Annotated in this window: 24 protein-coding genes; 8 read left to right on the top strand and 16 right to left on the bottom strand. The window is 66.7% G+C overall.

Annotated elements, in window-relative coordinates:
• Positions 1-64: 64 nt before the first annotated feature.
• The 6 genes from ABZ195_RS27540 to ABZ195_RS27515 all read right to left on the bottom strand — a co-directional run bounded on the left by ABZ195_RS27540 (position 65) and on the right by ABZ195_RS27515 (position 5,011).
• The gene (locus ABZ195_RS27540; protein ID WP_355223071.1) at positions 65-1,069 is read right to left on the bottom strand and encodes a hypothetical protein; all 1,005 of its coding nucleotides are present in this window, start codon (positions 1,067-1,069) and stop codon (positions 65-67) included.
• A gap of 649 nt (positions 1,070-1,718) precedes the next feature.
• Positions 1,719-2,627 (bottom strand): hypothetical protein, encoded by a 909-nt coding sequence (locus ABZ195_RS27535; protein ID WP_355223070.1) that lies wholly within the window; start codon positions 2,625-2,627, stop codon positions 1,719-1,721.
• 170 nt (positions 2,628-2,797) lie between these two features.
• Positions 2,798-3,169, bottom strand: coding sequence for a hypothetical protein (locus tag ABZ195_RS27530; RefSeq protein WP_355223068.1), 372 nt, complete (start codon positions 3,167-3,169; stop codon positions 2,798-2,800).
• A complete protein-coding gene (locus ABZ195_RS27525) occupies positions 3,166-4,419 on the bottom strand; it encodes a hypothetical protein (protein WP_355223067.1) in 1,254 nt (417 codons plus the stop codon). Before ABZ195_RS27525 ends, ABZ195_RS27530 begins: the two co-directional genes overlap by 4 nt.
• Positions 4,416-4,700, bottom strand: a complete 285-nt coding sequence (locus tag ABZ195_RS27520; protein WP_355223066.1) for a WXG100 family type VII secretion target — start codon at positions 4,698-4,700, stop codon at positions 4,416-4,418. The genes ABZ195_RS27525 and ABZ195_RS27520 overlap by 4 nt, the downstream gene beginning before the upstream one ends.
• On the bottom strand, positions 4,700-5,011 hold the full coding sequence (locus ABZ195_RS27515) for a WXG100 family type VII secretion target (RefSeq protein WP_355223065.1): 312 nt from the start codon (positions 5,009-5,011) through the stop codon (positions 4,700-4,702). The genes ABZ195_RS27520 and ABZ195_RS27515 overlap by 1 nt, the downstream gene beginning before the upstream one ends.
• A 139-nt stretch (positions 5,012-5,150) precedes the next feature.
• Between ABZ195_RS27515 and ABZ195_RS27510 the strand changes: the two genes are divergently transcribed.
• From ABZ195_RS27510 to ABZ195_RS27495, 4 genes are all read left to right on the top strand, one after another.
• The gene (locus tag ABZ195_RS27510; protein WP_355223064.1) at positions 5,151-6,806 is read left to right on the top strand and encodes an ATP-binding domain-containing protein; all 1,656 of its coding nucleotides are present in this window, start codon (positions 5,151-5,153) and stop codon (positions 6,804-6,806) included.
• Between the two features lie 64 nt (positions 6,807-6,870).
• The gene (locus tag ABZ195_RS27505) at positions 6,871-7,665 is read left to right on the top strand and encodes a hypothetical protein (RefSeq protein ID WP_355223063.1); all 795 of its coding nucleotides are present in this window, start codon (positions 6,871-6,873) and stop codon (positions 7,663-7,665) included.
• 64 nt (positions 7,666-7,729) lie between these two features.
• On the top strand, positions 7,730-8,116 hold the full coding sequence (locus tag ABZ195_RS27500; RefSeq protein WP_355223062.1) for a DUF4267 domain-containing protein: 387 nt from the start codon (positions 7,730-7,732) through the stop codon (positions 8,114-8,116).
• Positions 8,109-9,380 carry a threonine/serine exporter family protein gene (locus ABZ195_RS27495; RefSeq protein WP_355223061.1) on the top strand — a complete coding sequence of 424 codons (1,272 nt, stop codon included), beginning with the start codon at positions 8,109-8,111 and terminating at the stop codon, positions 9,378-9,380. Before ABZ195_RS27500 ends, ABZ195_RS27495 begins: the two co-directional genes overlap by 8 nt.
• 9 nt (positions 9,381-9,389) lie before the next feature.
• Here the strand turns inward: ABZ195_RS27495 and ABZ195_RS27490 are convergent, their stop codons facing one another.
• The 4 genes from ABZ195_RS27490 to ABZ195_RS27475 all read right to left on the bottom strand — a co-directional run bounded on the left by ABZ195_RS27490 (position 9,390) and on the right by ABZ195_RS27475 (position 15,278).
• Positions 9,390-10,454, bottom strand: a complete 1,065-nt coding sequence (locus ABZ195_RS27490) for an aldo/keto reductase (RefSeq protein WP_355223060.1) — start codon at positions 10,452-10,454, stop codon at positions 9,390-9,392.
• Between the two features lie 58 nt (positions 10,455-10,512).
• Positions 10,513-13,638 carry a cytochrome P450 gene (locus ABZ195_RS27485; protein WP_355223059.1) on the bottom strand — a complete coding sequence of 1,042 codons (3,126 nt, stop codon included), beginning with the start codon at positions 13,636-13,638 and terminating at the stop codon, positions 10,513-10,515.
• A 66-nt stretch (positions 13,639-13,704) separates the two neighbouring features.
• Complete coding sequence (locus tag ABZ195_RS27480; RefSeq protein WP_355223058.1) at positions 13,705-14,544, bottom strand: transglutaminase family protein; 840 nt, start codon at positions 14,542-14,544, stop codon at positions 13,705-13,707.
• A 26-nt stretch (positions 14,545-14,570) separates the two neighbouring features.
• The gene (locus tag ABZ195_RS27475; RefSeq protein WP_355223057.1) at positions 14,571-15,278 is read right to left on the bottom strand and encodes a peptidase; all 708 of its coding nucleotides are present in this window, start codon (positions 15,276-15,278) and stop codon (positions 14,571-14,573) included.
• Positions 15,279-15,435: 157 nt separating this feature from the next.
• Here ABZ195_RS27475 and ABZ195_RS27470 point away from each other — a divergent pair, with 157 nt between their 5' ends.
• Positions 15,436-15,621: a hypothetical protein gene (locus ABZ195_RS27470; protein ID WP_355223056.1), complete on the top strand. Its 186-nt coding sequence runs from the start codon at positions 15,436-15,438 to the stop codon at positions 15,619-15,621.
• Positions 15,622-15,628: 7 nt separating this feature from the next.
• Here the strand turns inward: ABZ195_RS27470 and ABZ195_RS27465 are convergent, their stop codons facing one another.
• From ABZ195_RS27465 to ABZ195_RS27455, 3 genes are all read right to left on the bottom strand, one after another.
• Positions 15,629-16,276: a TetR family transcriptional regulator gene (locus ABZ195_RS27465; protein WP_355223055.1), complete on the bottom strand. Its 648-nt coding sequence runs from the start codon at positions 16,274-16,276 to the stop codon at positions 15,629-15,631.
• Between the two features lie 194 nt (positions 16,277-16,470).
• Positions 16,471-17,016, bottom strand: a complete 546-nt coding sequence (locus tag ABZ195_RS27460) for a peptidoglycan endopeptidase (protein ID WP_355223054.1) — start codon at positions 17,014-17,016, stop codon at positions 16,471-16,473.
• A 321-nt stretch (positions 17,017-17,337) separates the two neighbouring features.
• Positions 17,338-18,123: an SDR family NAD(P)-dependent oxidoreductase gene (locus ABZ195_RS27455; protein ID WP_355223053.1), complete on the bottom strand. Its 786-nt coding sequence runs from the start codon at positions 18,121-18,123 to the stop codon at positions 17,338-17,340.
• Between the two features lie 282 nt (positions 18,124-18,405).
• On the opposite strand from ABZ195_RS27455, the gene ABZ195_RS27450 reads away from it, so the two are divergent.
• Positions 18,406-19,257: a cyclopropane mycolic acid synthase family methyltransferase gene (locus ABZ195_RS27450; RefSeq protein ID WP_355223075.1), complete on the top strand. Its 852-nt coding sequence runs from the start codon at positions 18,406-18,408 to the stop codon at positions 19,255-19,257.
• On the opposite strand, the gene ABZ195_RS27445 is transcribed toward ABZ195_RS27450, so the two are convergent.
• The 3 genes from ABZ195_RS27445 to ABZ195_RS27435 all read right to left on the bottom strand — a co-directional run bounded on the left by ABZ195_RS27445 (position 19,241) and on the right by ABZ195_RS27435 (position 21,949).
• The gene (locus ABZ195_RS27445) at positions 19,241-20,896 is read right to left on the bottom strand and encodes an acyl-CoA synthetase (RefSeq protein ID WP_355223052.1); all 1,656 of its coding nucleotides are present in this window, start codon (positions 20,894-20,896) and stop codon (positions 19,241-19,243) included. The two genes, ABZ195_RS27450 and ABZ195_RS27445, sit on opposite strands and share 17 nt — an antisense overlap.
• A 50-nt stretch (positions 20,897-20,946) precedes the next feature.
• Positions 20,947-21,378: a hypothetical protein gene (locus ABZ195_RS27440; RefSeq protein ID WP_355223051.1), complete on the bottom strand. Its 432-nt coding sequence runs from the start codon at positions 21,376-21,378 to the stop codon at positions 20,947-20,949.
• Positions 21,379-21,577: 199 nt separating this feature from the next.
• On the bottom strand, positions 21,578-21,949 hold the full coding sequence (locus ABZ195_RS27435) for a hypothetical protein (protein WP_355223050.1): 372 nt from the start codon (positions 21,947-21,949) through the stop codon (positions 21,578-21,580).
• A 118-nt stretch (positions 21,950-22,067) separates the two neighbouring features.
• On the opposite strand from ABZ195_RS27435, the gene ABZ195_RS27430 reads away from it, so the two are divergent.
• Both ABZ195_RS27430 and ABZ195_RS27425 read left to right on the top strand, forming a co-directional pair.
• Entirely contained in the window at positions 22,068-22,865 is a 798-nt protein-coding gene (locus ABZ195_RS27430; RefSeq protein WP_355223074.1) for a nuclear transport factor 2 family protein, read from the top strand.
• Positions 22,866-22,880: 15 nt separating this feature from the next.
• The gene (locus ABZ195_RS27425; protein WP_355223049.1) at positions 22,881-23,444 is read left to right on the top strand and encodes a hypothetical protein; all 564 of its coding nucleotides are present in this window, start codon (positions 22,881-22,883) and stop codon (positions 23,442-23,444) included.
• The last annotated feature ends 1 nt before the right edge of the window (position 23,445 follow it).

The following is a 23,445-nucleotide window of genomic DNA, read 5'->3' as shown; positions in this document are numbered from 1 at the left end:
CTCTTGGGGATAGGGCCTGGGCACTTGGACATCCTCTCAGCCCACCCGTCCCGGGCAAGCCAACTCAGATGTCACCTATTCGTGCAGCAGACCCGCTCGAGAGCCCCTTCATTAGGGAATCGATTCCGGTTTCAGTTGCAGCTACACGCTGTTCTGATTCCTTCAAAGTTCTGATGAAACTCTCGAAGGCATGATTGGCGCCCTCCAGCTGGCCGTGCTCCACGGCTTGCAGGACCAGTACTCGTCGCTTCATGGCGATGGCCAATCGAGCGATTTCGACGTGAGCGTGGAAGGGGCCGCCAGCATCGACCAAACCCGGGAAGGCCTTCTTGAGCCAGGCCAACTCCACGGGGCGGCCTACCAGCCCGCCGAGCTTCTTTTCCCACCCAGCTAAGCGGTGGTTGGCCGTGGCCATGGCTTTGTCGATCGCAAATACAGCGGGACCAAGACCAAGTGCTGCGCCAATCCGTCCGCGGTCAAGCAGAATTGCTGTTGCCGCTTCGATGGCGTCTCTACAGCCATTGAGCTCGTTGCGCTCGTCGTCGAGCTTCTCTTCGTGCAGCTGCTCCAGCAGTCCTGTGATGTGCTCAATCGCCTTGTCGCGTTGACGGTCAGCGTGTGCACTCAGCCCTGCGGCGACCGCCATGAAAACTAGCGGCGCTGCAATGGTGAGCGCACCTGCGGTCACAGCCCCAGCAGCAACAGCCTGACCGGCGACGGGGACGAAACTCGCCTGAGCGGCAATTCCTGTTGAACTGACGAGCGCGCTGTGAACACCGCCGGATGCAGATTTGGACGTCATGGAACGCACGATGCCCTGCCCAAATTGCGCCGCCACCTTGGCGGGTACGACCATGCGGTAGAGCGTCTCGCCGCCAGTGGTGCCGGCCTTTGTTGTCTGCGTTATGAGTTGTGAAAGGCTTTGCGCGAGCGGACTGGCAGCTGCGAGGGGGATGCCGCTGCTTGTGTCGACATTCGTCGGCATGGGATGAGCTTCTAAAGTGGTGATCGGAGAATCGGCGAGCGTTGCCAAAACCGACCGCAGCTCCGAGAGGCGCTCAGGGGTCATGATCTGGTCGTTTGTATCCCTCGAAATGGGCATGTCATCCGTCGTCAGAGTCCACACCGGTAGCTCGAGGCCTTCATCTTGTGACACTGCTGCGTCTTCCTCCCTGTCAACGCGTTCCCCACCCGAATGGCTTCGCGCTACTGTCACGGGCACTGCGCGCTTCGTTAGGCCCGCAATCATCACCTGGCGCGCAGGTCACTTCATGGGCGGTGAGCTGCACTACCGAGTGCCGCTTGCGGGACCGGCCTGATTGACCGACGAACTTCGCTGCGCTGTCAAGGAAATCGACCTCAAGCCGGGTCTGCAGGGAAATGCTGGGGCGGTTCTCAACGCACCGAACCCGGACTCAACGAATCATTCCCGCCAGCGGTCCAAGATCACGTCGTTGAGCCGATCTAGCAATTTGTAGCAATCATTCGTGGCGCACAGGTGCCTGCGCGAATGACAACCGCGTTGAGCACCACTGCACCGTGCGTCGACGGGTAGAACACGGAACCACTCACCAGTTACTTTTCAACCCAGAGGATCGCGGGCGGTCAATCCTCCCGTGCCTGTCGCGCGCCATTTCTTGGCAACTAAGCTTGGGAGAAGATGCCGCCCGGGGTCTGCTTAAACCGGGCTTTGAAGGACCGTCGCCGGCCCCCAAGGTTTAACCCGGACACCCCGGAAATCTCTGTGCGAAAAGACCTTCCAAGGAAGCGACGTCACGGGCGGGAGGGGCCGTCGGTAACCCCCCTGTTGGTGAGCAGGCCGCGAACCGGCCGTTCTCCCGGGGCTTGTCACCAATCAGACGCCAGGTGACGGTGAGGGGTCTTGACTGCGTGGGTGCAACCGCCGCGACGACAGCTCGTGCTTTCTCGTTGGCCACCGCGATGTCGCCAAGATTCACGTCCAGTCCGCTGATGTGGCCGTCGCGCATGTCGACCTGGTAGACCGGCATCGCTAACCGATCACGAAGGGCGGCGGCCGTGGCCACCTGTTCGAGGGTGAGCGGAAGGTCCACGTCCCAAGCGTTCTGCGGCTGACGCGCGTTCGGGCGGACGTAGACGTGAGACGAAGGTGAGACCACGGTCTCCACAAGTGCCTGGAGGTCGGCGTCTGAGTCGTTCGACTCCCACAACTCCAGCGAGGCGTGGTCGTCGAAATGATGCCACTCAATCGTTTCGGCGCTGACCCGGCTTTCCAGCGCACGGATCGCTGTTGCATCCGCGGCGACCTCTTCAGCATCTAGGTGCTTTCCGTACCCGCCGTATTCGACCGTCGAGCGGTCGGCGACGGCAATCGCCGTCTCCAGGCGATGGTCATCAAACCGGGATCCCTCCGCCTCGACGATGCTCACCACCGCCTCGCGTATTTCGACGATTGATGCGTGCGTCATGTTCAGACTGATTTCCAGATTGGCGCCGTTCTCGAAATCGTTGACGTAGTTGACATTTGCGGACGTCACGCCTGGTAGTGCCTGAACCATCGGTCGAAGGCGGTCGGCCTCGGCGCTGCGGTCAGCCGAGCACCCGGTCATGCCCAAGCTCGTCAAGACAATTAAACCGACTGCCGTCACTCGAGCAAACCAATTGCGCATCCCCCATGATCGACGAGCGAGGCCCCGCAGCGCATGAGTAGTGCTACCCGACCTAACACCGAAGCGGGTCGGGCGCGTCCCGTCGACTCCGCTCGCGACTGTTGATCCCGTAGATCGTGCGCGGGAGCCAGCCTTAAGGCTGCGGGACTTCACGAGTCTTGTTGCAGAATGACTTCCATCTGATCCGGCCGTGGCCATTCGGTCGGCGGATCGTCAGTGATCCACGCGTACTCCAGTCCCGAGACATGGCCGTTGGTGAGCCAGACGATGACCTCGCCTTGGTAGTTGGCGTTACTTGGCACGAAGGCCCTGGCTGGAAACGGACCGTCAGGAAGGCCAGAACCCGATCCGCCGTTTGCGGTGGCAACGTCGAGAATCCACCGGGTCTCACTGGAGACCATCGCACCGTCGAGGTCGGCGATGAGTGCATCTCGCACACGCGGGCTTGCCCCCGAGACCACGGTTCGGATGACTTCAGCTTCTTGTGGTGACATCGGCCGCTGCCCTGCAGTTTCGGTCATGGTATGAACGCCGTCCCCACCTTGATGACTCCGTTGTCGACGAAACCCCGTACAGTCACGTTCTCGCCGGAGACGTTGACTACTGTTTCGAATGTACCTTGGTTCGGGACACGGCCTTTGAGGCCGTCAAGTATTTGACCCATGGCCTCCTCCCTACTTCCGGCTCGCTCCACGACTCCGTCCAATTTGTGTTTGCTCGCGAACGTGTGGTCCAGCCGCTCGGGTCGAGTGTTGTATTCGAAGTCGGGACCCTGTCGTGGCGGCGGCTTCGTCTTTTGCTCTTCCGTGTTCCGCCTGGCTTTGTCCAGGGCCCGCTGCAGGAACGACCGCGACTTGCCGAGGTCCTCCCCGGCTTCGACGCCCTTGCTGATGTTCTTCTCGACCTTCCATGCACCGATGGCCTCGGCGATGATCCGGGCGAACTTCCTGATGGACTGGGCCGCCTTGGCGGCGCCCGCGAGGGCACCGACACCGAACGTCACGAATGAGGCGGCGATCGTGATCACGGCGGACGCCGCCAGCTCGACGGCGAGGTCCTTGAGGATGCCCTCGAGCTGATTGCGGAGACCGTCGAGCGCGGACTTGTAGGCAGTACACGAGCGGGAGAGCTCGGCGCAACCCGCCAACACCGACTTCGTCGCGTCGCCGAAAGCGCGGAGGTCGGCGGTGATCTGGTCGACCTCGGGGGAGTGCGTGTCGGCGAATGAGCGGGCGTCGACGTCCAGCGCCTCCGCGATCGCCGTCGTCTCGTGCACTGTCGCCAATCGGTCCCAGGCGTCCGCGGCCTTTTCGATCTTGTCGGTGTCACCGTCGGGCACCGGGACACCAATCTGCTCGACCAAGCCGATGGCGTCGTCGAGCAAGCCCTTGCCGGACCCGCCCGCGGATGGCGGTACCGCCAAACACCCTGCGAAGACTGATGGTTCGTCGGGCTTGACGGGTGCCGGGCCCTTCTGGCCCGGAGTCGCGTTGTGCTCGGCGACGGCATGGTTGTAGCCGGCCTGGATGACCACGCCACCGTAGTTCTGCATCGCGGCGATCAGATCGTTGACGGTTCCCAGGACGTCGCCGACACGTTTGTCGTAGGACGCGGCCCATGCCGTGCCGGCGTCGTCGGAGCCCGCCATCTGCCCGGTCGCCTGAAGAATCTTGATGTTGACGTCGAAGGCCGAATAGAGCTTCTCCGCCTTCTCGTACAACCCCTTGCCGACCGCGTAGTAGGTCTTGGGGTCGACGTCCTGCGTCGTCACCTCAGCATGTCCACGTTCGTCTGCGCGGCATCGGTGTAGTTGCGGTGGGCGTTGGTCGCCGCATCGCGCAGCTCGCCGAGCGCTTGGCGCATCTGCGCTGCCCCCGCCATCCACTTCTCGTGTTGGGTGCGGTGAGCGGCCGCCGCCTCCCCGGACCAGGTGTCGTGCAAGCCGCCGATCTGCGCGTCGATACGCGCCGCGGTGGCCTCCGCGCGCTGTTCGAACGCCTGCAACTTGTCCACGAACGCCAGCAGTTCCTCGAGGTCGACGCGGTAGCGCATCAGAGGCCCAAATTGATCGTGGTCGAGTCGACGACCTCCGCAGATGCGGCGTCTTGCTCCTCATAGCGCACCGCAGCCACGCCGAGCTGACGAGACGACTCGGCAAGCGCGTCGATCAGCTTGTTGGCACCCTCATGCCACTCCGCCCAGATGCCGGCGTACCCGGTCGCCGCAGCCCCCGACCAGCCCTGCGACAGGTTGTCCCATTCCCGCAGGAGAGCGTGCAACCCGTCGCGCAGCTCCTCGGCGTCGTTGCTCACGGCATGCGATGTCGCAAATGCCGCATCGGCATTGACTCTCAGATTGTCCATGACTTCCTCGACGACTGATCGGGCGCTGGGATCCAGCCTATGGCGACTCAGCGGGAGGCCGACGCACCAGTTTCCCCACGCCGTCGGACCTCCGCGCTAACCTCCGACGGGCACTGCGCCCAGGGGGAGGACACCACACATGACGATCACCGTCACCGAGACGCCGCGGCTCAACAGCTCCGAGCGCAGCACCTGGTCGACGCTGGTCGCGCAGCTCGAACCCAACGACCTGGTGGTTCCCGGGCAACGCGTCACCGACCACCTCAAGGACCATGAGGTCGACTTCGTCGTCGGCATCGAGGGCGCCGGCATCGTCTGCCTCGAGGTCAAGGGCGGGGAGGTATGGCACGACGGGGACGGGTGGTGGCAGAAGCGCGGTGGCCGCGACAAGCAGATCGAACCCGTCCGACAAGCGCGGGAGGCCTGCTACGCACTGCGCGACTTCATCGAGAAGGACCCCCGGTGGACCCAGGGGCGACTGCGATGGGACCACGTCGTCGTCCTGCCTCACACCGAACTGCCCGCCGACTTCGACCTACCGGACTGCCCGCGCTGGAAGATCGTCGACCGCACCGACCTGCCGCACCTGGTCGACCGGCTCCGGGAGATCCTCGTCCGCCAGGAACTCGACCGACCCCTGCTGAGCAGGGAGGGCGTCGAGCAGCTCGGAATTGCGCTCAGCGGCAGGGGATTGCCGCAACGCGACGTCGTCGCCCGCGCGCTGGCCAACGAGGATGCCGCCGACGCGCTCACCGAACACCAGGCCGTCATCCTCGACGCCATCCGGTTGCTGAACCGGGTCGAGGTCCGCGGCGGCGCGGGCAGCGGCAAGACCTTCCTGGCCATGGAGCAGGCCCGCCGACTGGCTCAGCGCGGCCAACGCGTCGCGCTGGTCTGCTACTCCCACGGGCTGGCCTCCTACCTCGAACGCGTCGCCGGCACCTGGCCGCGCAGACAACAGCCCGCTTACGTCGGCGAGTTCCACGACCTCGGCAAGACGTGGGGCGCCCCCTCCGGCCCCGACGAAGCGCTGCGCAACCAGGACACCGTGCAGTTCTGGGAACACGACCTGCCACTCCACATGGCCGCTCTGGCAGCAGAACTGGCTCCCGGGCACCGGTTCGACGCGATCGTCGTGGATGAGGCGCAGGACTTCGCCGACGCCTGGTGGGATCCGCTGCTGGCCGCCCTCAAGGATCCGGTCGACGGCGGACTGTACCTGTTCAGCGACGAGGGGCAACGGGTGTTCGACCGGCACGGATCGCCGCCGGTGCCACTGGTCCCACTCATCCTGGACCACAACCTGCGCAACACCCGCCAGATCGCCAACGCCTTCCAACCGCTCGTCGACCACCCGATGCGGTTCCTCGGCGGTGAGGGTCCGGCGGTCACCTTCATCCCCTGTGCGCGCGACGAGGCCATGGGCGTCGGCGACGACCAAATCGACGCGCTGCTCAATGACGGCTGGCGACCCGAGGACGTCGCCCTGCTCACCACCGGGAGCCGTCACCCCGAGCAGGCCGAGCGGCAACGCGACGGTCACACCGCGTACTGGAACACCTTCTGGGACACCGATCAGGTGTTCTACGGCCACGTCCTGGGCTTCAAGGGCCTCGAGCGGCGCGCGATCGTCGTCGTGGTCAACGAGGAGGGCACGTTCGAACGGTCGCGAGAGCGCCTCTACGTCGGACTGTCCCGCGCCCGCGACCAACTCGTCGTCTGCGGTGATCCGGACTTCGTTCGCGACGTCGGCGGTCCGGAACTGGCGAGACGGCTGGGCGTGCCGGAGGCCTAATCGTGCGGTGATCGCATGGTCCTCGCGGCCACAAAATGTCAGAGGCCGCTGGGAGAATGGACCAATGACGCCACCGCCTGAGCCGCGCTTGCACATCCTTCACGCGACCGACTGGAAGGACGCCGTCATCGCCCTGCTGGAGCCGCGCTCGCCGTACCGGCCGTGGCGCAGCGACTACGGGTCGACGGTCGAGGGGAGTGTCCTGGCATACGTCCTCGACACCGACCCACCCACGATCCTCACCATCTTCGGACGGATGGGAGCCGACGGCGCCGCCTTCGACCACTCGGTGCAGAACTCCAATCTGCTGGAGTTGTCCTCTCTGGCGATGCTGTTCGGATTGGAGTGGGCCGTCACGGACTCCTGGCATCTCGTTGGCGAGGATGTCGTCACACTCGAGGACGCGCTGACCGCCAGCCGCTTCGGTAGCAGGCCCGAGAGTCGGTTCGGACACAGCACGATGGCGGCCGCGCGCATCCTGTTGCGATACGACGGCACTTGCGACGGTTGTGAGGAGACGATCGACATCTCGGGATCGGACGCTCGCGAGGAGATCTTTGCGCACACCGTGGACTTGCCGAGCCGCAAGTTGCCGATGACCCAGGATTGGACGTACGACTGGCCAGCGGTGATATGTCGAAAGTGTCTGCAGGCCATGGCCGAAGGGGGATTCACGAGCTTCCTCGACTTCAAGTTCGGCCTGCACCCACCGTGCCCCCGCTGCGCCGCGCGCCGCACGCAGCGCACGTTTTACGGGATGCCGTCGGACTTCGGCAACATCGAGCCGTGGAACCACGCCGGAGGATGTTGCCCGAGCTCCGAGAGCTGGCGCTGCGGGATGTGCGGCATCGAATGGTGAGGGTGGCTCGGTCATCTGGTCGGTTCCTGACACCGCCACCCCGGCCGGTCGTAGGGTGCGAGCCATGGCGATCGATCGTGCGGCATTGGTCGTGGGTGGTATTCGGGTCGCGTCGGGCGTCTCCTTCCTCGTCGACCCCGTCCGGGCGAATCGATGGTGGGGCGATCCCGAGGAGCCGGTCGGCGGGGCACGGCTGCTGCTGTATTCAATGGGCTACCGCGACGCCCTGATCGGCGGATTGCTGACCACGGCGGCGATGCGCGGGCGCGACACCCGAGGCTGGTTCCTGGCCTCCGGCGGTGCCGACGCAGCCGACCTACTCGGCGGGCTGAACGCGCATCACCAGATGAGGCGCTCCCAGCAGGTGATCGGTCTTGGCGGCGCGGTCGTCGGGATCGGGGTCGGGCTGTGGGGCGCGACGCGGCGGCCCCACAATCAGCGGCATGAGTGATGACGCGCGAGGGTTCCTTCGGTCCATCCGCAAGGAGGTGCCGCGCGCGCTGACCGGGGGACCGATCGACGACGACACCGAGGTCGCCGCGATGCTCCGTGAGCTCGGCATCGCGCTGATCGAATGTGAGCAGCCCACGCACCAGGTGGAGGCGCGCCTGCGGGTGATCGCCAAGAACTACACCCGCGAGACCGTCCGCGTGGTCGTGCTGCCCACCGCCCTGGTGGTCCAGGTGGGCACCGTGGCATACGAGGTGGAGACGGTGCTCAACCCCACCACCCAGCTCAACGTGGCTGGCCGCATCGACGCGATCGCCGAGCTCGCCGAATTCGGCGCCATCACCGCCGCCGACGCGGCCCGGGAAGCCGCTGCCGCCCGGTCCATGAAGCCGCGATTCGGCCCGGTCGTCACCGTGTTCGGCTACACGGTCACCACACTGGGCTTCGGCATGGTGATCAACCCGACGTGGGCGTCCCTGTGGGGTTACGTGTTCCTGGGTGCTGTTGTCGGCGCGATCGTCATGCTGGGTCGGCCGTTCCCCACCCTGACCGCCGTCCTGCCGACGCTCGCGGCGGCGGTGGTGACGCTGTTGGCGACGTGGTTCGTCGCCGATGCGGCGAATGACGGGCTGCTTCGGGTGATCAGCCCGCCGCTGGTGGCCCTGCTGCCCGGATTGGCGCTGACGATCGGTGCGATGGAGCTGGCAAGTGCCCAGATGGTCAGCGGCGCAACCCGGTTGATGTACGGCGTAATGCAGCTGATGCTGCTGGTGTTTGGCGTCGGCATGGGTATTCACCTGGGCGGCAGTCTCGAGCCGCAGCAGCCGTCGGCACAGATGGGCAGCTGGTCGCTCTACGTCGCGGTGGTCGTGATCGCGATCGGGCTCTACGTCTACCTGTCGGCGCCCACGGGCTCGTTCCCGTGGCTGGTGCTGATCGTCGGTGTCGCCCTCATCGGGCAGCAGGTGGGCGGACTGTTCCTGTCGCCCATGCATTCCGGTGCGCTCGGAGCGTTCCTGGTGGTGCCCGTCGCGATGCTCGGCGCGCGGATCAAGACCTCCCCGCCGGCCATCGTGATGATGCTGGCGGCCTTTTGGGCGATGGTGCCCGGCGCATTGAGCTTCGAGACGCTCGGTGAGGCCGTCGCCGGAGACGGCGACATCAAGACCCTCGGCAGTACGGTCGCGGCCATCTTCTCGATCGCCCTCGGCACGCTGGTGGGGTGGAGCGTGTTCGCGACGATCAATGCACGGTTACGGCGCTGAGGTCTGGGCCTACACCGTCCGACGCCTCCGCAGGAACGGATCGGTCAGCGCCGGCGGCTGATAGCCCTGGTCAGCACTCGAGATCGTCACCCCCGGCGGCACGATCTCGTCGATCCGGTCCAGCACGTCGACCGACAACGTGACATCGGCGGCCCCGAGCTGGGACTCCAGGTGTTCCATCGTGCGCGGGCCGATGATCGGCGAGGTGACCGCGGGATGCTGCAGGACGAACGCCAACGCCAGGTGGACCAACGACAGCCCGGCCTCGTCGGCCAGCCGGCCCAACGCGTCGGCGGCGTCGAGCTTGCGCTGGTTGTCCGGGTTGTCCAGGTCGAAGCGCGCGGGCATTCGACTGCGGCGCTTAGACTCCGGCAGGTCCCGACCCTTGCGGTACCCGCCGGTGAGCCAGCCGCCGGCCAGCGGGCTCCACGGCAGCACGCCCATGCCGAACTCCTGGGCCATGGGCAGCACGTCGGCCTCGATGCTCCGCGCGAGCAGCGAGTACGGCGGTTGTTCGGTGACGAAGCGGCCCAAACCCCTTCGCTCGCTGACCCATTGGGCTTGGACCATCGCGTGCGCGGGGAAGGTCGACGAGCCGAAGGCGCGGATCTTGCCCTGACTCTGCAGGTCGGTCAGCGCGGCCAACGTCTCCTCGACGTCGGTGTCGGCGTCGGGCCGGTGCACCTGGTAGAGGTCGATCCAGTCGGTGTCGAGCCGACGCAGGCTGTCCTCGACCTCCCGGACGATCCAGCGCCGGGAGTTGCCACGCTGGTTCGGGTCACCGGCGGTGCCCATCGGCGAGTCGACCGGGACGCCCATCTGCCCGTGGAACTTGGTCGCGAGCACGACGTCGTCGCGTTTGCCGTTGGCCAGCGCCTTGCCGACGATGACCTCCGACTCACCCTGGGAGTACACGTCGGCGGTGTCGACGAAGTTGATGCCGGCGTCCAGCGCACGGTGGATGACCTGGATCGACGTGTCGTGGTCGGGTTCACCCCAGGCGCCGAACATCATGGCGCCCAGACAGAGCGGGCTGACGTGCATTCCGGTTCGGCCGAGGCTGCGGTACTCCATGCCTCGATGCTAGGCGCGATGCCTCGATGCTAGGCGCGCTTCCTGGCAGCGCCGACGATCAGCCCGCCCACACGTCCTCGACGTAGTTGTCGGAGGTGACCAATCCCTCCAGCCAGTCCTTGGCCCCGGCGTCATCCGCGCCCGTCCTCGCCCGGTAGATGTCGCGGAACGCCGCCCGCACCGCCGGCGCCATCCGGCCACCGTCCCCGCACACGAACACGTGGGTGTCCTTCGTGGGATCACCGAGCAGCTCCCACACGTCGTCGGCGTCGGCGGCGATCCGGTCCTGGACGTAGCGCACGCCGTTCTCCGGTGCCCGCGAGAACGCGGGCCGCATGCGCACGATGCCCTGCCGTTCCCCGTCTTCGAACTCATCGCGAAAGATGTAGTCCACGTCCGGATCTCGCACACCGAAGAAGCACAGCGCCGACGAGAAGGGTTCGCCGGCCCGCTTCGCCGCGAGTCGGTCGCCGAGGAAGCCGCAGAACGGTGCGACGCCGGTGCCCGCGCTCACCAGGATGACGTTGCACTGTGGGTTGGCGCCGGCGCGGAACGCTTGGCGGGCCGGGTCGATTCGCGCGCGGATCACCGCTCCGGGTGCGACCCCGGCCAGATGGTTGGACGCGACCCCCTTGAACAGCCCGATGCCCGATCGCGCTGGTGTGTCGAGCACACTGACGATCACCGCCACCTCGTACGCCGACAGCCGCGAGGACGACGCGATCGAATAGTGCCGAGGCGTCATGGGTTCGAGCAGTTCGAGGAGTTCGGCCCCCGTCAACGCACACGCGGGGAACTGATGCAGGCACTCCAACGGGCTGAGCGCAACGGGTTCCGACGACTCGGCGAGCTCCTCGAGACGCCGGCGTTCCGGGTCGCACGGGTTGGCCGCCGCGAGCCGGCGTAGCTGGCCGGGTGTTGCGGGCTTGCGCAGTTCGACGAAGTGGGTGAGCAGCTCGCGCACGCTGACCTCACGGTCGAGCGCGATCAACCGCCTCGAGGTGCGCCTCGGGTTGACCGACAACCGCAGTTCGGGGTCGATCCCCAACAGGTCGAGCACCATGTCGACCACCTCCGGCGGATTGTCGGCCAGCACCGTCAAGTGGTCACCGGTGGCGTAGTCGACGTCGTCGGGAAGTGCCACGCGAACATAGTGTTTGGCCTGACCTGCCGTGCTGACCAGCTCGTCGTTCAGCGTGACGGTCATCGGCTGCACCGCGAACCTCGTGTCGATCGCCGCGGTCACCGGGCCGCTGATCAGACGCAGGTCGTAGAGCGGCTCGTCGTTGGTGGTCAGCGCTGCCGCGTCCGGATCGCCGCAGTGCTGGGCCAGCGCCGACCAGAGCGCGCCGGTGAACTCCTCGAGGGTGCCGTTCAGATCCCCCGAGGTGTCGGCCTCCGCGCGGGGGAGCAGCGCCCGGCCGCCGAGTTCGGTCAGCCGCGCGTCGATCCGCTTGGGGATGGCCTGATACGTGTCGGCCCAGTTGTGGTCTCCGACGCCGAGGACGGCGAACAGCGGGTTGCCCTGCAGCGCAGCGTCATCACCGAACAGCCACGACACGAACTCGCGCGCGTCGTCGGTCGGCTGGCCGTTGTACGACGACGCGACGATCACCACCGCGTCGGCGTCGGGCCATTTACCGGCAGCGGAGTCCAGCGGTGCGACCGTGGCGGCGCAACCGACGTCGGTGCCCTCCTCGGCGAGTTGCTTGGCCAGCGCACGGCAGGTGCCGAGATTCGAACCGTGCAGCACGGCCAGCGTGGTCCCGGCCTTCACAGGGGACACCGCCGAGGCTGCCGGGGTGGCGACGGTGGTCGCCGCGGGTGCCACCGCGCGCTCGGCGGACGTACGCCGCACCAGGTCGACGTGGAACCCGACCGGTCGTCGACTGAGGCCCTCCCACCGCAGGGCGTAGTGCTGCGAGTCGACCAGCCGGTAGCGGTGCACGATCCTGGCGATCAGCATCGCCGCCTCGTGCAGGGCGAACTGACGTCCGATGCACGACCGCTCGCCGGTGCCGAAGGGTTTGAACGCAGCGCTGGACCGGGTGTCGGCGACGGAGGCGTCGAATCGTGACGGGTCGAACAGCTCGGGGTTGTCACCCCACTGCGGTTGGCGGTGTAGGGCACCGGTCAGAATCGTGACGGCCTCACCGCTCTTGATCGGGTATCGACCGCCGATCATCGTGTCCGCCAGGGCCATTCGGTCGAAGTTGAGCACCGGCGGGGACAGCCGCAGTGTCTCGCTGATGACCTGACGGAGGTAGCCGAGCTTCCCGATGTCGTCGTAGGTGGGCAGGTAGTCGTCATCGGGTCCGAAGACGGCGTCTACCTCGGCGCGCACCCGGGTCAGGGCGCCGGGATGGTGCAGCAGGTTGTAGACCGTGTTGGGCATGAGCTCCGAGGTGGTGAGCTGCCCGGCGATCAGGAACGTCATGATCTGGTTGCGGACGTTGGCGTCGTCGAGCGCCGGCGCCCCGTCCGCGCCGAGCATGACGTAGAGCAGATCACCGGTGCCGCCCGCGGCGTGCCCGGCGATCAGCTCGTCGAAGTAGGCGTGCAGGGTGGAGCGCTCGACCTCGAACGCCGGTGTCTCGCCGTGGGCGAAGACCTCGGCCAGTGCGTTGGTGAAACTCTGCGGAATGGGGGCGAGGCCGTCGTAGTCGTAGGACTCGAACCGCGCCCCGAAACCCGCGAGGCCGACGGTGTCCATGGCCAATTTCTGAAGGTCGTCGGAGACGTTCACCGGCTCGACGCCCACCCGGGCGTCCCACCGGGAGATCAGCTGGCAGTTGATGTCGAGCATCGCGTCGTGATAGATCCGCAGGCCTGAGTAGCTGAAGCCGGGGAGCAGGACGTCATGCGCCCGTTGCCAATTGGGTTCGCCGTGAAAGGCGGTGAACAACCCGTCCCCGGCCAGCGGCCGGACGCGGGCGAGTGAGGCGGTCAGGTTCTTGGCGAACCTGCTCTCGTCGCACAGCTCCTCGACCAGCTCGACCGAGCACGCGTACAGCTTGCGGGTACCACCCCAGTCCGCGTAGAAGATCGGACCGAGCGACTCGGCGAGGACGTCGATGGGCAGAGCGTAGGGCCGGCCTGCGAGTTCTGCGTCCGTGGGCAGCGGGCCGTCCAACGACGGGATGCCGTCGATCGTCGGTGGGGGGGACGGCGCGTAGTGGGGCATGCGCGCAGCATAGGCACCGACGGTTCGCCAAGTCCCTGAATTGACGAGCCCGTCATCGGCCACGGGTCAGGGGCTGCGATGCCGCGCAGGCGACGGCGCCTGTTCCACCTCATCGGTCCACACCGTGAACTTCACCAGGGCGTTGGGGCCGAACGCATTGCTCAGCGCGACGTCGGCGGCATCCCTGCCGCGGGCGAGGAGCACCCGGCCGATGCGCGGCGTGTTGTTGCGTGCGTCGAACGTGTACCACTGTCCGCCGAGGAAGACCTCGAACCAGGCCGCGAAGTCCATCACGCCGTAGGGCGGCGGCATGCCGATGTCGCCGAGGTAACCGGTGCAGTACCGCGCGGGGATGTTCATCGCGCGGCAGAACGCCACGGCCAGGTGGGTGTAGTCGCGGCAGACGCCGACCCTTTGCTCGTAGGCTTCCAGCGCGGTCCTGGTGTTGTCCGCTCGCTGATAGTCGAAGGTGATGTGGTTGTGCACGTAGTCGCAGATCGCCTGAACACGACCCCATCCGGTGGGGCCTTGCCCGAACAGGTTCCACGCGATCTGAGACAGTCGATCGGTGTCGCAGTACCGGCTGCCGAGCAGGAAGACCAACGCCTCCTCCGGTAGATCCTGAACCGGAACCTGTTGCGCCTCAGGCACGATGACGTCGGGCAAGCCGGAATCCTTGACCACGGCGTCGGCCCAGATGCGCGTCTGGCCGGCGGGGGCCACGATGCGCGTGCACCAGTTGCCGAAGCCGTCCCGATACCCCGACACCGGTACCGGCGGGTCGAAGAGGAGGCTGTCCCGGCCGACCAGGTCCGACACGCGGCTGTAGTGGATGTTGAGGCTCAGCATCATCGGGGTGGGCCGCGGACAGTCGAAGATCATCTCGAAGCCGACGTGAATCTTCATGGCGTGCCTTCCGTTCGTCGTGATCGTCACCATCGCAACTCGGGTAGTTGCCGGAACACCTGCCGGGTGCCTTCGCCCCACTGCTTGCTCAGCTCGGTGAAGTAGGAATCGCCGACGTCGAACTTGCGTTGCAAAGTCACTGCGAGAGTGTCTTTTTCGTAGCAGAGCAGGTCGATCGGCATGCCTACCGATAGGTTGCTGCGCATCGTCGAGTCGAAGGACACCAGCACGCACTTCGCGGCCTCGACCAGCGGAGTGTCCTGGGTGAGCACGCGATCCAGGATCGGCTTTCCGTACTTGGTCTCACCGGTTTGGAAGAAGGGCGTCTCGACCCCGGCCTCGATGAAGTTGGTCTCGGCGTAGATCCGGAACAGTCGAATCGGCTCACCGGCGATCTGCCCACCGACGATGAACGAGGCGTTGAAGCGTACGTCGCGCGCGCCGAGGTAGTCGGCGTCTCGTCTCTCGATGTCGCGCATCGCATCGGCAACGAGTCGCACGACGTCGAACATCGTGCGGGCACCCATGATGTGGGTGGCGGCATCCCCGTCAGCGCACCGCTGCGTCAACACGCTGACGACGGCTTGGGTCCCTGCCAGATTGCCCGAGCTGAGCAACACGATCACCCGATTGCCCGGACGTTCGAACACCGTCATCTTGCAGAACTTGAGCACGTTGTCCATACCGGCGTTCGTCCGGGAATCCGACGCGAAGATGATCCCTTCGTCGAGCATGACACCGATGCAGTAGGTCAAGGAGCACGCGCTTTCCGTGGGGTGTGACGTCGCGCGCGGACGCCGGTGCCAACGTCGCCGACGCTACACCCGGTCACCGTCCATCGCTGGGCACGCCGACCGCGTCCATTGCACCGCACCGACTACGCTCGACCCCATGCGCATCGCCATTCTGGGCCTGGGAATCGTCGTCGCCTGCTTCGGCGCACTCTGGGCGCTGCAGGGGTTCGGCGTCGTCGGCGGCAGCCCGATGTCCAACACCACCACGTGGTCGATCATCGGGCCCATTACCGTCGTGATCGGCATTGCCATCGCCGCATGGGGAGCGCGACGCTCAAAGTAGTCCCTGCTCAGGACGTTTGGAGCTCGCTGACGAATCGTGCCATGTCGGCGAGTGCGTCGTTCAGCTGGTCTCTGACGAACTCCGGACCCGTCGGCACATCGGGATCTGCGGCGGCCACCTCGGTGCACGCCTTGACGATCGTGGTCGCGAATACCGCCACCGCCAGCTCGAGGCGCGTGTCGTCGGGCTCGACGCCCATGTGCTCGGCCAGCACCGACATCGCCGTGGGACTGCGGTACTCGATGGCCGCCTGGCGCAACGTCTCGCACGAGGAAACGATCTGCAGGATCAATGCGATGCGTTCGACCGTCAGCCCGGCGATCGGGCGCCGTTCGGCCACCCTGGTCAGCACCGACACGTGGGCGGCCCGGAGGGCCTCCATGGGGCCGACGGTCAACGGCTGGCTGCGCAGCGCGGCGGTGATCTCCTCGGCCAGGTCGTCGATCACCGCGATGAACACGCCCTCCTTCGAGGAGAAGTACCTACTGAACGTGCGCGGTGACACCTCGACGGCGTGGGTGATCTGTTCGACGGTCGTGTTCTCGTAGCCCTGCTTGAGGCACAAATCGACGGCCGTGTCGATCAGGAGGCGGCGGGTCTGCGCCTTCTTGCGCTCACGCAGACCCAACGGCTGCTCGACGGGGTCGATGGTCACGCCGCGATGATACCGGTCTGGCAAAGTGTCTACGTTCAAGTGGTTCGGCCGGCCCGTCGACGTCCACCCGACGCCCGCGAGCCGTCGACCGGCGGTTTGACGGTCACCAAACGGTAATCAGCCGGACTGAATTCTGGGTTGACGCCAACCGGAAGTGATGTCACGCAAATCTCTCCGGAACGAATTCGCGCCGGTCAGATGCTCGGCGGCAACTCGGGAGCGGGCGGCGGGGGCGGCGGCAACTCGCTGGCCACGCCGTCGACCGCGGGGATGTCGGCCGGGCCGGGCGGCGGTGGGGGTGGTGCGAACGGGTCGACCGGGGGTGGCGGAGCCATCGGGTCCTGCGCAGGCTCGTCCTGGGCCACCGGGAGGTACATGTGCCGAGTGAACTGCGGCTGGAAGGCCCCGCCACCGCCGACGCGGACCCCGCCACCGCCCTCTCCCGACGACACCGGCGTGCCATCGGGCAGCGTCACCGCGGTATGGCCGGAGTTCCAGCCGATGTTGAGGGCTCCCGGCTGCGTCCCGTACTGGAAACCACGCGCCAGCAGCGCCTGCTCTTCGTTGCCCGTGTGGAAGCGGTCGCCGTAGATGGGGCGGCCCGTGGCCGCGTTGGCCACCCACGACGCCAGTCCGGAGCAGTCGGTACCCGAGGGCGAGTCGCCGCCCGTGCGGTACGGCGTGCCCGACACCTGGTTGACCAGAGTCAGGATGGCCGTGGTCGCAATCGCATCGATCATGACGTCGGACCGTAGCAACGGATTTTCGGGGTCGCCAAAATCTGTGGCAGCCATCACGTCTCGTCATTCGGGCGGCCCAGCTCTCAAATAGCGTTGCGGCAGAGCCGATCTCGCGTACCGATTTGCCCCGGACTCGAATTCGCACGACGGAGGGCTCTTCTCGTGAAAGCCCATGTCAAACATGGTTTTCCGAGTGCGACCTACGGTGCCCTTCGGGGGCGTGGAGCTACGTCCCGCCAAGGCCCGACGACTGACCAGCTTTATCGGTCAAGCGACCGATGTCGTTCCGTGGCTGGCAGTTTCACGAGTGCCACACCGCGGTCAGCGGAACACGCCCGTTCCACCGTCGACCATGATGGTTTGACCCGTGATGTACGCGCCGTCGTCACCCACCAGGAACGCCACGACGGCCCCGATGTCCTCGTGGATCCGGCCCACCCGCTTCAGTGGCACCTGTCGTACCGCGCGGTCGTAGTCCTTGGGTGCGATCTCCTGCCAGAACTGCACGCCGGGGGAGTCGGCGAATGGGCAGATCACGTTGACCCTGACGTTGTCACGGCCCCATTCCAGGGCCGCGGCCTTGGACATTCCGCGAATGGCCTCCTTGGCGCCCGCGTAGGCCGCGAACTGCGACTGCCCGCCCGTGCCGGAGGCCGATCCGAGATTGACGATCACGCCGGCGCCAGCGGCCTTCATCACCGGGTAGGCCGCCTGCATCAAGAAGAAGGTGGCCCGCGGACCCACGTCGAACACCAGGTCGTAGTCATCGGCGGTGATGTCCGCCAACGCCTTTGGTTCGTTGGTGGCGATCGCGTTGTTGACCAACGCGTCGATCCCGCCCAGCTGCGTCGTGGCAGCGTCGACGATCGCCCCGGGGCTGACCGGGTCGCGTAAATCGGCCACCAAGAATTCCGAAGGCCAATCCTGCCTGGCGAATTCGCCCACCGTTCGCGCCAGCAGGTCGGGCTCGCGGTCGACCAGCAGCACCGAGGCGCCACGCTCGAGGAGGGCGCCGGCGATGCCCTTCCCCACCCCTCGGGCGGCGCCGGTCACGATCACCGAGCGGCCGGCCAACGCCCGTGGGTGCGAATACGGACTCGGAATCATTTGTCTCCCAACGTCTTCGCAACCAAACATCGTCCGCGGCGCCGCAGCGACGAGACGCATCGCGGCCTACGGCCGACGCCACGCGTCAATTTACCGGCCGATCTCACACCGCATGCGGGTTTGCGTTACCGGGGGCGGCCTCGGCACACTCGTCGGAACCGACGAGGTTTGCCGCCGCACCCGGTTGGGCACCGTGGTTCGGGAATCGCAGTTAACCCTTGTAACCTTGCTGCGGGGTACGACGAGGAGGCACCGGTGGCTAACAAGCGCATCAGGTCGGACATGACACCGGCCTTCGAGGACATCCAGGCGCACTACGACCTGTCCGACGAGTTCTTTCGGCTGTTCCTCGACGAGACGCAGACCTACAGCTGCGCCTACTTCGAGCGCGACGACATGACTCTCCACGAGGCGCAGCTGGCCAAGATCGACCTGTCGCTGGGCAAGCTGGGCCTCGAACCCGGCATGACCCTGCTCGACATCGGCTGCGGCTGGGGCGCCACCATCAAGCGCGCCATCGAGAAGTACGACGTCAACGTCATCGGGCTGACCCTGAGCCGCAACCAGGCCGCCCACGTGGAGAACGTCCTGGCCGGCATCGACACCGACCGCAGCCGCCGCGTCGAACTGCGCGGCTGGGAGGAATTCGACGGCAAGGTCGACCGCATCGTCTCCATCGGCGCGTTCGAGCACTTCGGCTTCGACCGCTACGGGCGCTTCTTCGACATGGCCTACGGTGCGCTGCCCGACGACGGCGTCATGCTGCTGCACACCATCACGCGGTGCAGCCCCGAGGAGCGGGTGGCCAAGAACCTGCCGGTGACCATGACGCTGCTCAAATTCACCAAGTTCATCGCCGACGAGATCTTCCCCGGCGGCCAGATCCCGATCGTGCCCGAGGTCGAGAAGTTCAGCACCGAGTCCGGCTTCACGATCGAGCGCATCCACCGCCTCGGGGAGCACTACGCCAAGACCCTCGACATCTGGTCGGCCACGCTGGAGTCCAAGCACGACGAAGCCGTCGCGCTGCAGGGCGAGGAGATGTACGAGCGGTACATGAAGTACCTCACCGGCTGCGCCAACTTCTTCCACAAGGGTTACACCGACCTGTGTCAGTTCACGCTGAAGAAGTAGCGATCTCCTTGGCCCACCGGTAGTCGGCCTTGCCCGCGGGCGACCGCACGACCTTCGGCACCCGCACGAAAGCCTTGGGGATCTTGTAGCGCGCAATCGCGGTGCGGCACACCTCGACGAGTTCCTCGTCGGTCGCGTCGGCGCCGTCGGCGAATTGCACCACCGCGATCACCTCGCTGCCCCACCGCTCCGACGGACGCCCGACCACGACCACGTCGTAGACGCTGGGGTGCGCGGCGATCGCCCGTTCGACCTCCTCGACGAAGATCTTCTCCCCGCCGGAGTTGATGGTCACCGAATCGCGGCCCAGCAGTTGAATCCGCCCGTCGGGCAACACGTTCGCCCGGTCACCCGGCACCGACCACCGCACGCCGTCGATCGTCGGGAACGTCTTGGCGGTCTTGGCCTCGTCGCCCAGATAGCCCAGCGGGATCAGGTCTCGGCGCGCCAGCCAGCCTTGGCCCTCGCCCGGCTCGAGCACGCGGTCGAGCTCGGCCGAGACGACCGCCGTGTCGTACTGCGGGGTGAACGTCGCCGCCTGCACCTCGGCGCCGGCCGTAGTCGAGGTACTCATCTGCGCGCCCGACTCCGAGGCGCCGACCGCGTCGAGCAGCATCAGGTGGGGCAGCGCCGCCAGCAGGCGTTCGCGGACCGTGGGGGACAGCGGGGCTCCACCGTTGGTGATGGTGAACAATCCGGACAGGTCGTAGTCGCCGGCCTCGATCTCGTCGAGGAGCGGGCGGGCGATCGCGTCGCCGACCACCGGCATGCTCAGCACCCGCTCCTGCGCTGCCAGCGCGAGCACGTCGGCCGGACGCATGCGTTCGACGTCGTCGGGGATGACGATCCGGCCGCCCATGGTCACGGCGTTGAACGCCGCCCACTGCGCGGCGCCGTGCATGAACGGCGGAATCATCATCATCGACACCGCGCCTGCGGACGCCTTGGCCTTCTCGGCCAACTCCTCGTGGGACGCCAGCGGCTGATCGCTGCCCCACGGCCGCCCGCCCATCGAGGACAGGAAGATGTCGTGCTGGCGCCACAGCACGCCCTTGGGCATGCCCGTGGTGCCGCCGGTGTAGAGGACGTAGAGGTCGTCGCCCGACGGCGTGGGCAGGCCGTCGGCCGGTGCGGGAGTCGCGAGGATGGTCTCGTAGTCGACTGCGCCGGGCAGGAGTTCGTGACCGGTGTGGTCGGCCACCTGGATCAGCACCCGCAGATGCGGCAACCAGTCGCGGATCTCGGCGACCCGCGGCGCGAACTCCGCGGGATAGACCAGGGCCTTGGCCTTGGAATCGGTCAGCAGGTACAGCAACTCGTCCTCGACGTAGCGGTAGCTGACGTTGAACGGAGCCACCCGGGACCGGAACGCCCCGATCATCGACTCGAGGTACTCGTTGCCGTTCCGCAGATAGATGCCGAGGTGGTCCTGGCCGGATTCGTGCCCTGCCAGCCCGTCGCGCTCGGTGTGGCACCCCAGCCCGACCGACGTCAGATAGTTGGCGAACCCGTCGACCCGACGGTTCACCTCGGCGTAGGACAGTCGTCGGCCTCGCCAGACCAGGAACGTCTGGTCCGGGATCGCTGCGGCGACCGTGCCGAACACGTCGGAGAGGTTGAAGTTAGTCCCGCTAGCCATGAGAGCCGACCATACAGGTGCACACCCTCCGTATGGTCGAAGTGGGGCGACTAACCGGGGAAGAAGCCGGCACCGGTCAGGGTGCCCGGCTGCCAGCCTTGGTCGCCGAGGCACACCATCGGGCGACCGTCGGGGGACTGCGCCGCACCCTTGGGGCCGTCACACGGCGCACCGATCTGCTGCACACCCTTCAGCGGGTACGACGACACCCAGAATCCCGTGTACACCGGGGGCCACTGGTTCGGGATGTAGTGGCACACCACCGTCGACCCGCCGCGGCTGCGCCCGAAGGTGAACAGCTGATAGTTGTCGCACGGCGCGCCGAGTGAGGCCTGATAGTTCATGCCCGGCACGTCGGTGGCCGAGGTGTCGTAATGGCTCGGGTCGTCGGGGTACATCGGGCCCGGGTCGGCGGCGGCCGAGGGTGCGACGGCAAGGGCGGCTCCAGCGATCGCCGCGGCGACCGTCAGTTCACGAATCATGATGGGGGAGCCTCCTGAAAACACGGCGAACGACGTTGCGGGCAAAGCGTAGCCGGTCCCGTCGAGGAGGCGCGCGGTTTCCGGCGTCGATCCCCTAGTCGCTGCGCTCCTGCCCGCCGGTTACATCCCCTAGTCGCTACGCTCCTGCCCGCCGGTTACATCCCCTAGTCGCTACGCTCCTGCCCGCCTGTTACATCCCCTAGTCGCTACGCTCCTGCCCGCCGGCGTCGAGGACGCTCACCGCGATGCCGTACGGCAAGAAGCGGACCTTGCGGCCCGGATCGGTGTTGTTCTTGTTGGCGCGCAAGGCGTCCAATTCGGTCGGGTACACCTCTTCGATGTGGGCGCCCCCGGACTCGTCGACGGTGTAGATCGACCACACGCCGTCGCCCGTCTCACCGGTGGTCTCGGGTTCGGTCTTGGGGCGGGTGCCCTTGGTGAACTCGTCGAGCAGCGTGGCCCAGCCCGCCTGACGGCCCATGCGGCCCAGCGCGTCGCGCAGACCGTCACCGGCCTCCCGCATCACGCGATCGAGATCCTCGGGGTCGATTCCGAACGGATTCTGGCTCATGACGGACTCCTCATCTGCGCCGACGGGGACTCCACGGCTCTTCCACCAGTGTGCAGGTCCCCGACGAAGTTCGCCACGACCTCCGTGCGACCGGCATCGGGGTGGTAAGTGAATGGGCATGGTCTGCTCGATCGCCGACGTGCTCGCCGCCGTCGAACGTTCACCCGAGGCCGCGGGCGCCCACGACCGCGACGGCTGGATTGGGCTGTTCGCGCCCGACGGCCGCGTCGAGGACCCGGTCGGCTCGCGGCCCCACGTCGGACGCGCCAAGATCGCCCGGTTCTACGACACCTTCATCGGCCCGCGGGACATCACCTTCCACCGCGGCGTCGACGTCGTCGTCGGACACACCGTCGTCCGGGACCTGACCCTCGAGGTCCGGATGGGCCCGTCGGTGACGATGCGGATCCCCGCCTACCTGCGCTACGACCTCGACGACTCACTCAAGATCGTTCGGCTGCAGGCGTTCTGGGAGCTGCCCGCCATGATGTGGCAGTTCGTCCGCACCGGGGCCGGCGCCGTGCCCGCCGCGTTTCGGCTGTCCAGGGCTCTGCTGCGCAACCAGCGGCTGGCCGGCACGGCGGGTTTCCTGGCCGGTCTTCGCGGCGTGACCAGCCGCGCCAAGCGGCACGTGGCCCGGCTGCTCGACGACGCGTGCGCCGGCGACCAGGTGGCGGTCAAGCGCCGCCTCGCCGACGCCGCGACGCTCAGCAGGGGTGACGACGAGCGCATCGGCACCTCCGAACTGGTCGGTCTGCTGCACGGGGCGCGCTGGGACGGCATGATTCGCGCCGGCACCGCCGTCGCCGTCCGCGTGTGCCGCGACGGACGTCAGCTGGTTCTCATCGCCGACCTCGAGACCCGACCGACGCGCATCCGTGCCGTGCGGGTGTTCACCGACGACCAGTGGACGTGACAAGGTATTCGAACCATGTCTGCCTACGACTCCATGACGTACGAGGAATTCGGTCGCCGGTTCTTCGAGATCGCCGTCACCGAGGAGCGCGTCGCCGCGGCGATCGGCCAGATCGCCGGCGAGGAGTTCACCATGGGGCCCATGGCCCAGGGGCCCGGCAAGTTCGCCAAGGTCACCGCCACGGTGAACGTGCAAGATCCGGCGGTGACGCGGCATCAGGGTGAGCAGCTGACCTTCGACATCCAGATCCCGCTGGAGATCGAGCTGATCATCGATCTGCGAATCGACAAGCCGCGGTTCAAGGTCTTCGGCGAGATCGCCCTGCACGCGACGGCCATCGCCGCACACCCGCTGGCGCTGATCCTCGACGTCCACAAGCCCCGTCCCACCGACATCTCCATTCACATCACCTCCTCGACCCTGCGTGCGGAGCTGGTGCGCATCGTCGGCGGCGTCGACGCCGAGATCAAGCGCTTCATCTCGCAGCACGTGTCCGGCGAAATCGACAGCCCCCAGTCCGCGAAGGCCAAGGTCATCGACATCGGAGGTCAAATCGCCGAGGTGTGGACCGGCATCTGAT

This window comes from Mycobacterium sp. NPDC006124 (assembly GCF_040614235.1).
GTDB lineage: Bacteria > Actinomycetota > Actinomycetes > Mycobacteriales > Mycobacteriaceae > Mycobacterium.
This window is presented reverse-complemented; position numbering and strand designations above follow the sequence as displayed.

Coding starts and splice junctions, on each gene's coding strand:
- ABZ195_RS27540 (WP_355223071.1), bottom strand. CDS start 1,069: ATGACCCCTGAGCGCCTCTCGGAGCTGCGGTCGGTTTTGGCAACGCTC.
- ABZ195_RS27530 (WP_355223068.1), bottom strand. CDS start 3,169: ATGACCGAAACTGCAGGGCAGCGGCCGATGTCACCACAAGAAGCTGAA.
- ABZ195_RS27520 (WP_355223066.1), bottom strand. CDS start 4,700: ATGCGCTACCGCGTCGACCTCGAGGAACTGCTGGCGTTCGTGGACAAG.
- ABZ195_RS27515 (WP_355223065.1), bottom strand. CDS start 5,011: ATGGACAATCTGAGAGTCAATGCCGATGCGGCATTTGCGACATCGCAT.
- ABZ195_RS27510 (WP_355223064.1), top strand. CDS start 5,151: ATGACGATCACCGTCACCGAGACGCCGCGGCTCAACAGCTCCGAGCGC.
- ABZ195_RS27505 (WP_355223063.1), top strand. CDS start 6,871: ATGACGCCACCGCCTGAGCCGCGCTTGCACATCCTTCACGCGACCGAC.
- ABZ195_RS27500 (WP_355223062.1), top strand. CDS start 7,730: ATGGCGATCGATCGTGCGGCATTGGTCGTGGGTGGTATTCGGGTCGCG.
- ABZ195_RS27495 (WP_355223061.1), top strand. CDS start 8,109: ATGAGTGATGACGCGCGAGGGTTCCTTCGGTCCATCCGCAAGGAGGTG.
- ABZ195_RS27490 (WP_355223060.1), bottom strand. CDS start 10,454: ATGGAGTACCGCAGCCTCGGCCGAACCGGAATGCACGTCAGCCCGCTC.
- ABZ195_RS27485 (WP_355223059.1), bottom strand. CDS start 13,638: ATGCCCCACTACGCGCCGTCCCCCCCACCGACGATCGACGGCATCCCG.
- ABZ195_RS27480 (WP_355223058.1), bottom strand. CDS start 14,544: ATGAAGATTCACGTCGGCTTCGAGATGATCTTCGACTGTCCGCGGCCC.
- ABZ195_RS27475 (WP_355223057.1), bottom strand. CDS start 15,278: ATGCTCGACGAAGGGATCATCTTCGCGTCGGATTCCCGGACGAACGCC.
- ABZ195_RS27470 (WP_355223056.1), top strand. CDS start 15,436: ATGCGCATCGCCATTCTGGGCCTGGGAATCGTCGTCGCCTGCTTCGGC.
- ABZ195_RS27460 (WP_355223054.1), bottom strand. CDS start 17,016: ATGATCGATGCGATTGCGACCACGGCCATCCTGACTCTGGTCAACCAG.
- ABZ195_RS27455 (WP_355223053.1), bottom strand. CDS start 18,123: ATGATTCCGAGTCCGTATTCGCACCCACGGGCGTTGGCCGGCCGCTCG.
- ABZ195_RS27450 (WP_355223075.1), top strand. CDS start 18,406: ATGACACCGGCCTTCGAGGACATCCAGGCGCACTACGACCTGTCCGAC.
- ABZ195_RS27445 (WP_355223052.1), bottom strand. CDS start 20,896: ATGGCTAGCGGGACTAACTTCAACCTCTCCGACGTGTTCGGCACGGTC.
- ABZ195_RS27440 (WP_355223051.1), bottom strand. CDS start 21,378: ATGATTCGTGAACTGACGGTCGCCGCGGCGATCGCTGGAGCCGCCCTT.
- ABZ195_RS27435 (WP_355223050.1), bottom strand. CDS start 21,949: ATGAGCCAGAATCCGTTCGGAATCGACCCCGAGGATCTCGATCGCGTG.
- ABZ195_RS27430 (WP_355223074.1), top strand. CDS start 22,068: ATGGTCTGCTCGATCGCCGACGTGCTCGCCGCCGTCGAACGTTCACCC.
- ABZ195_RS27425 (WP_355223049.1), top strand. CDS start 22,881: ATGTCTGCCTACGACTCCATGACGTACGAGGAATTCGGTCGCCGGTTC.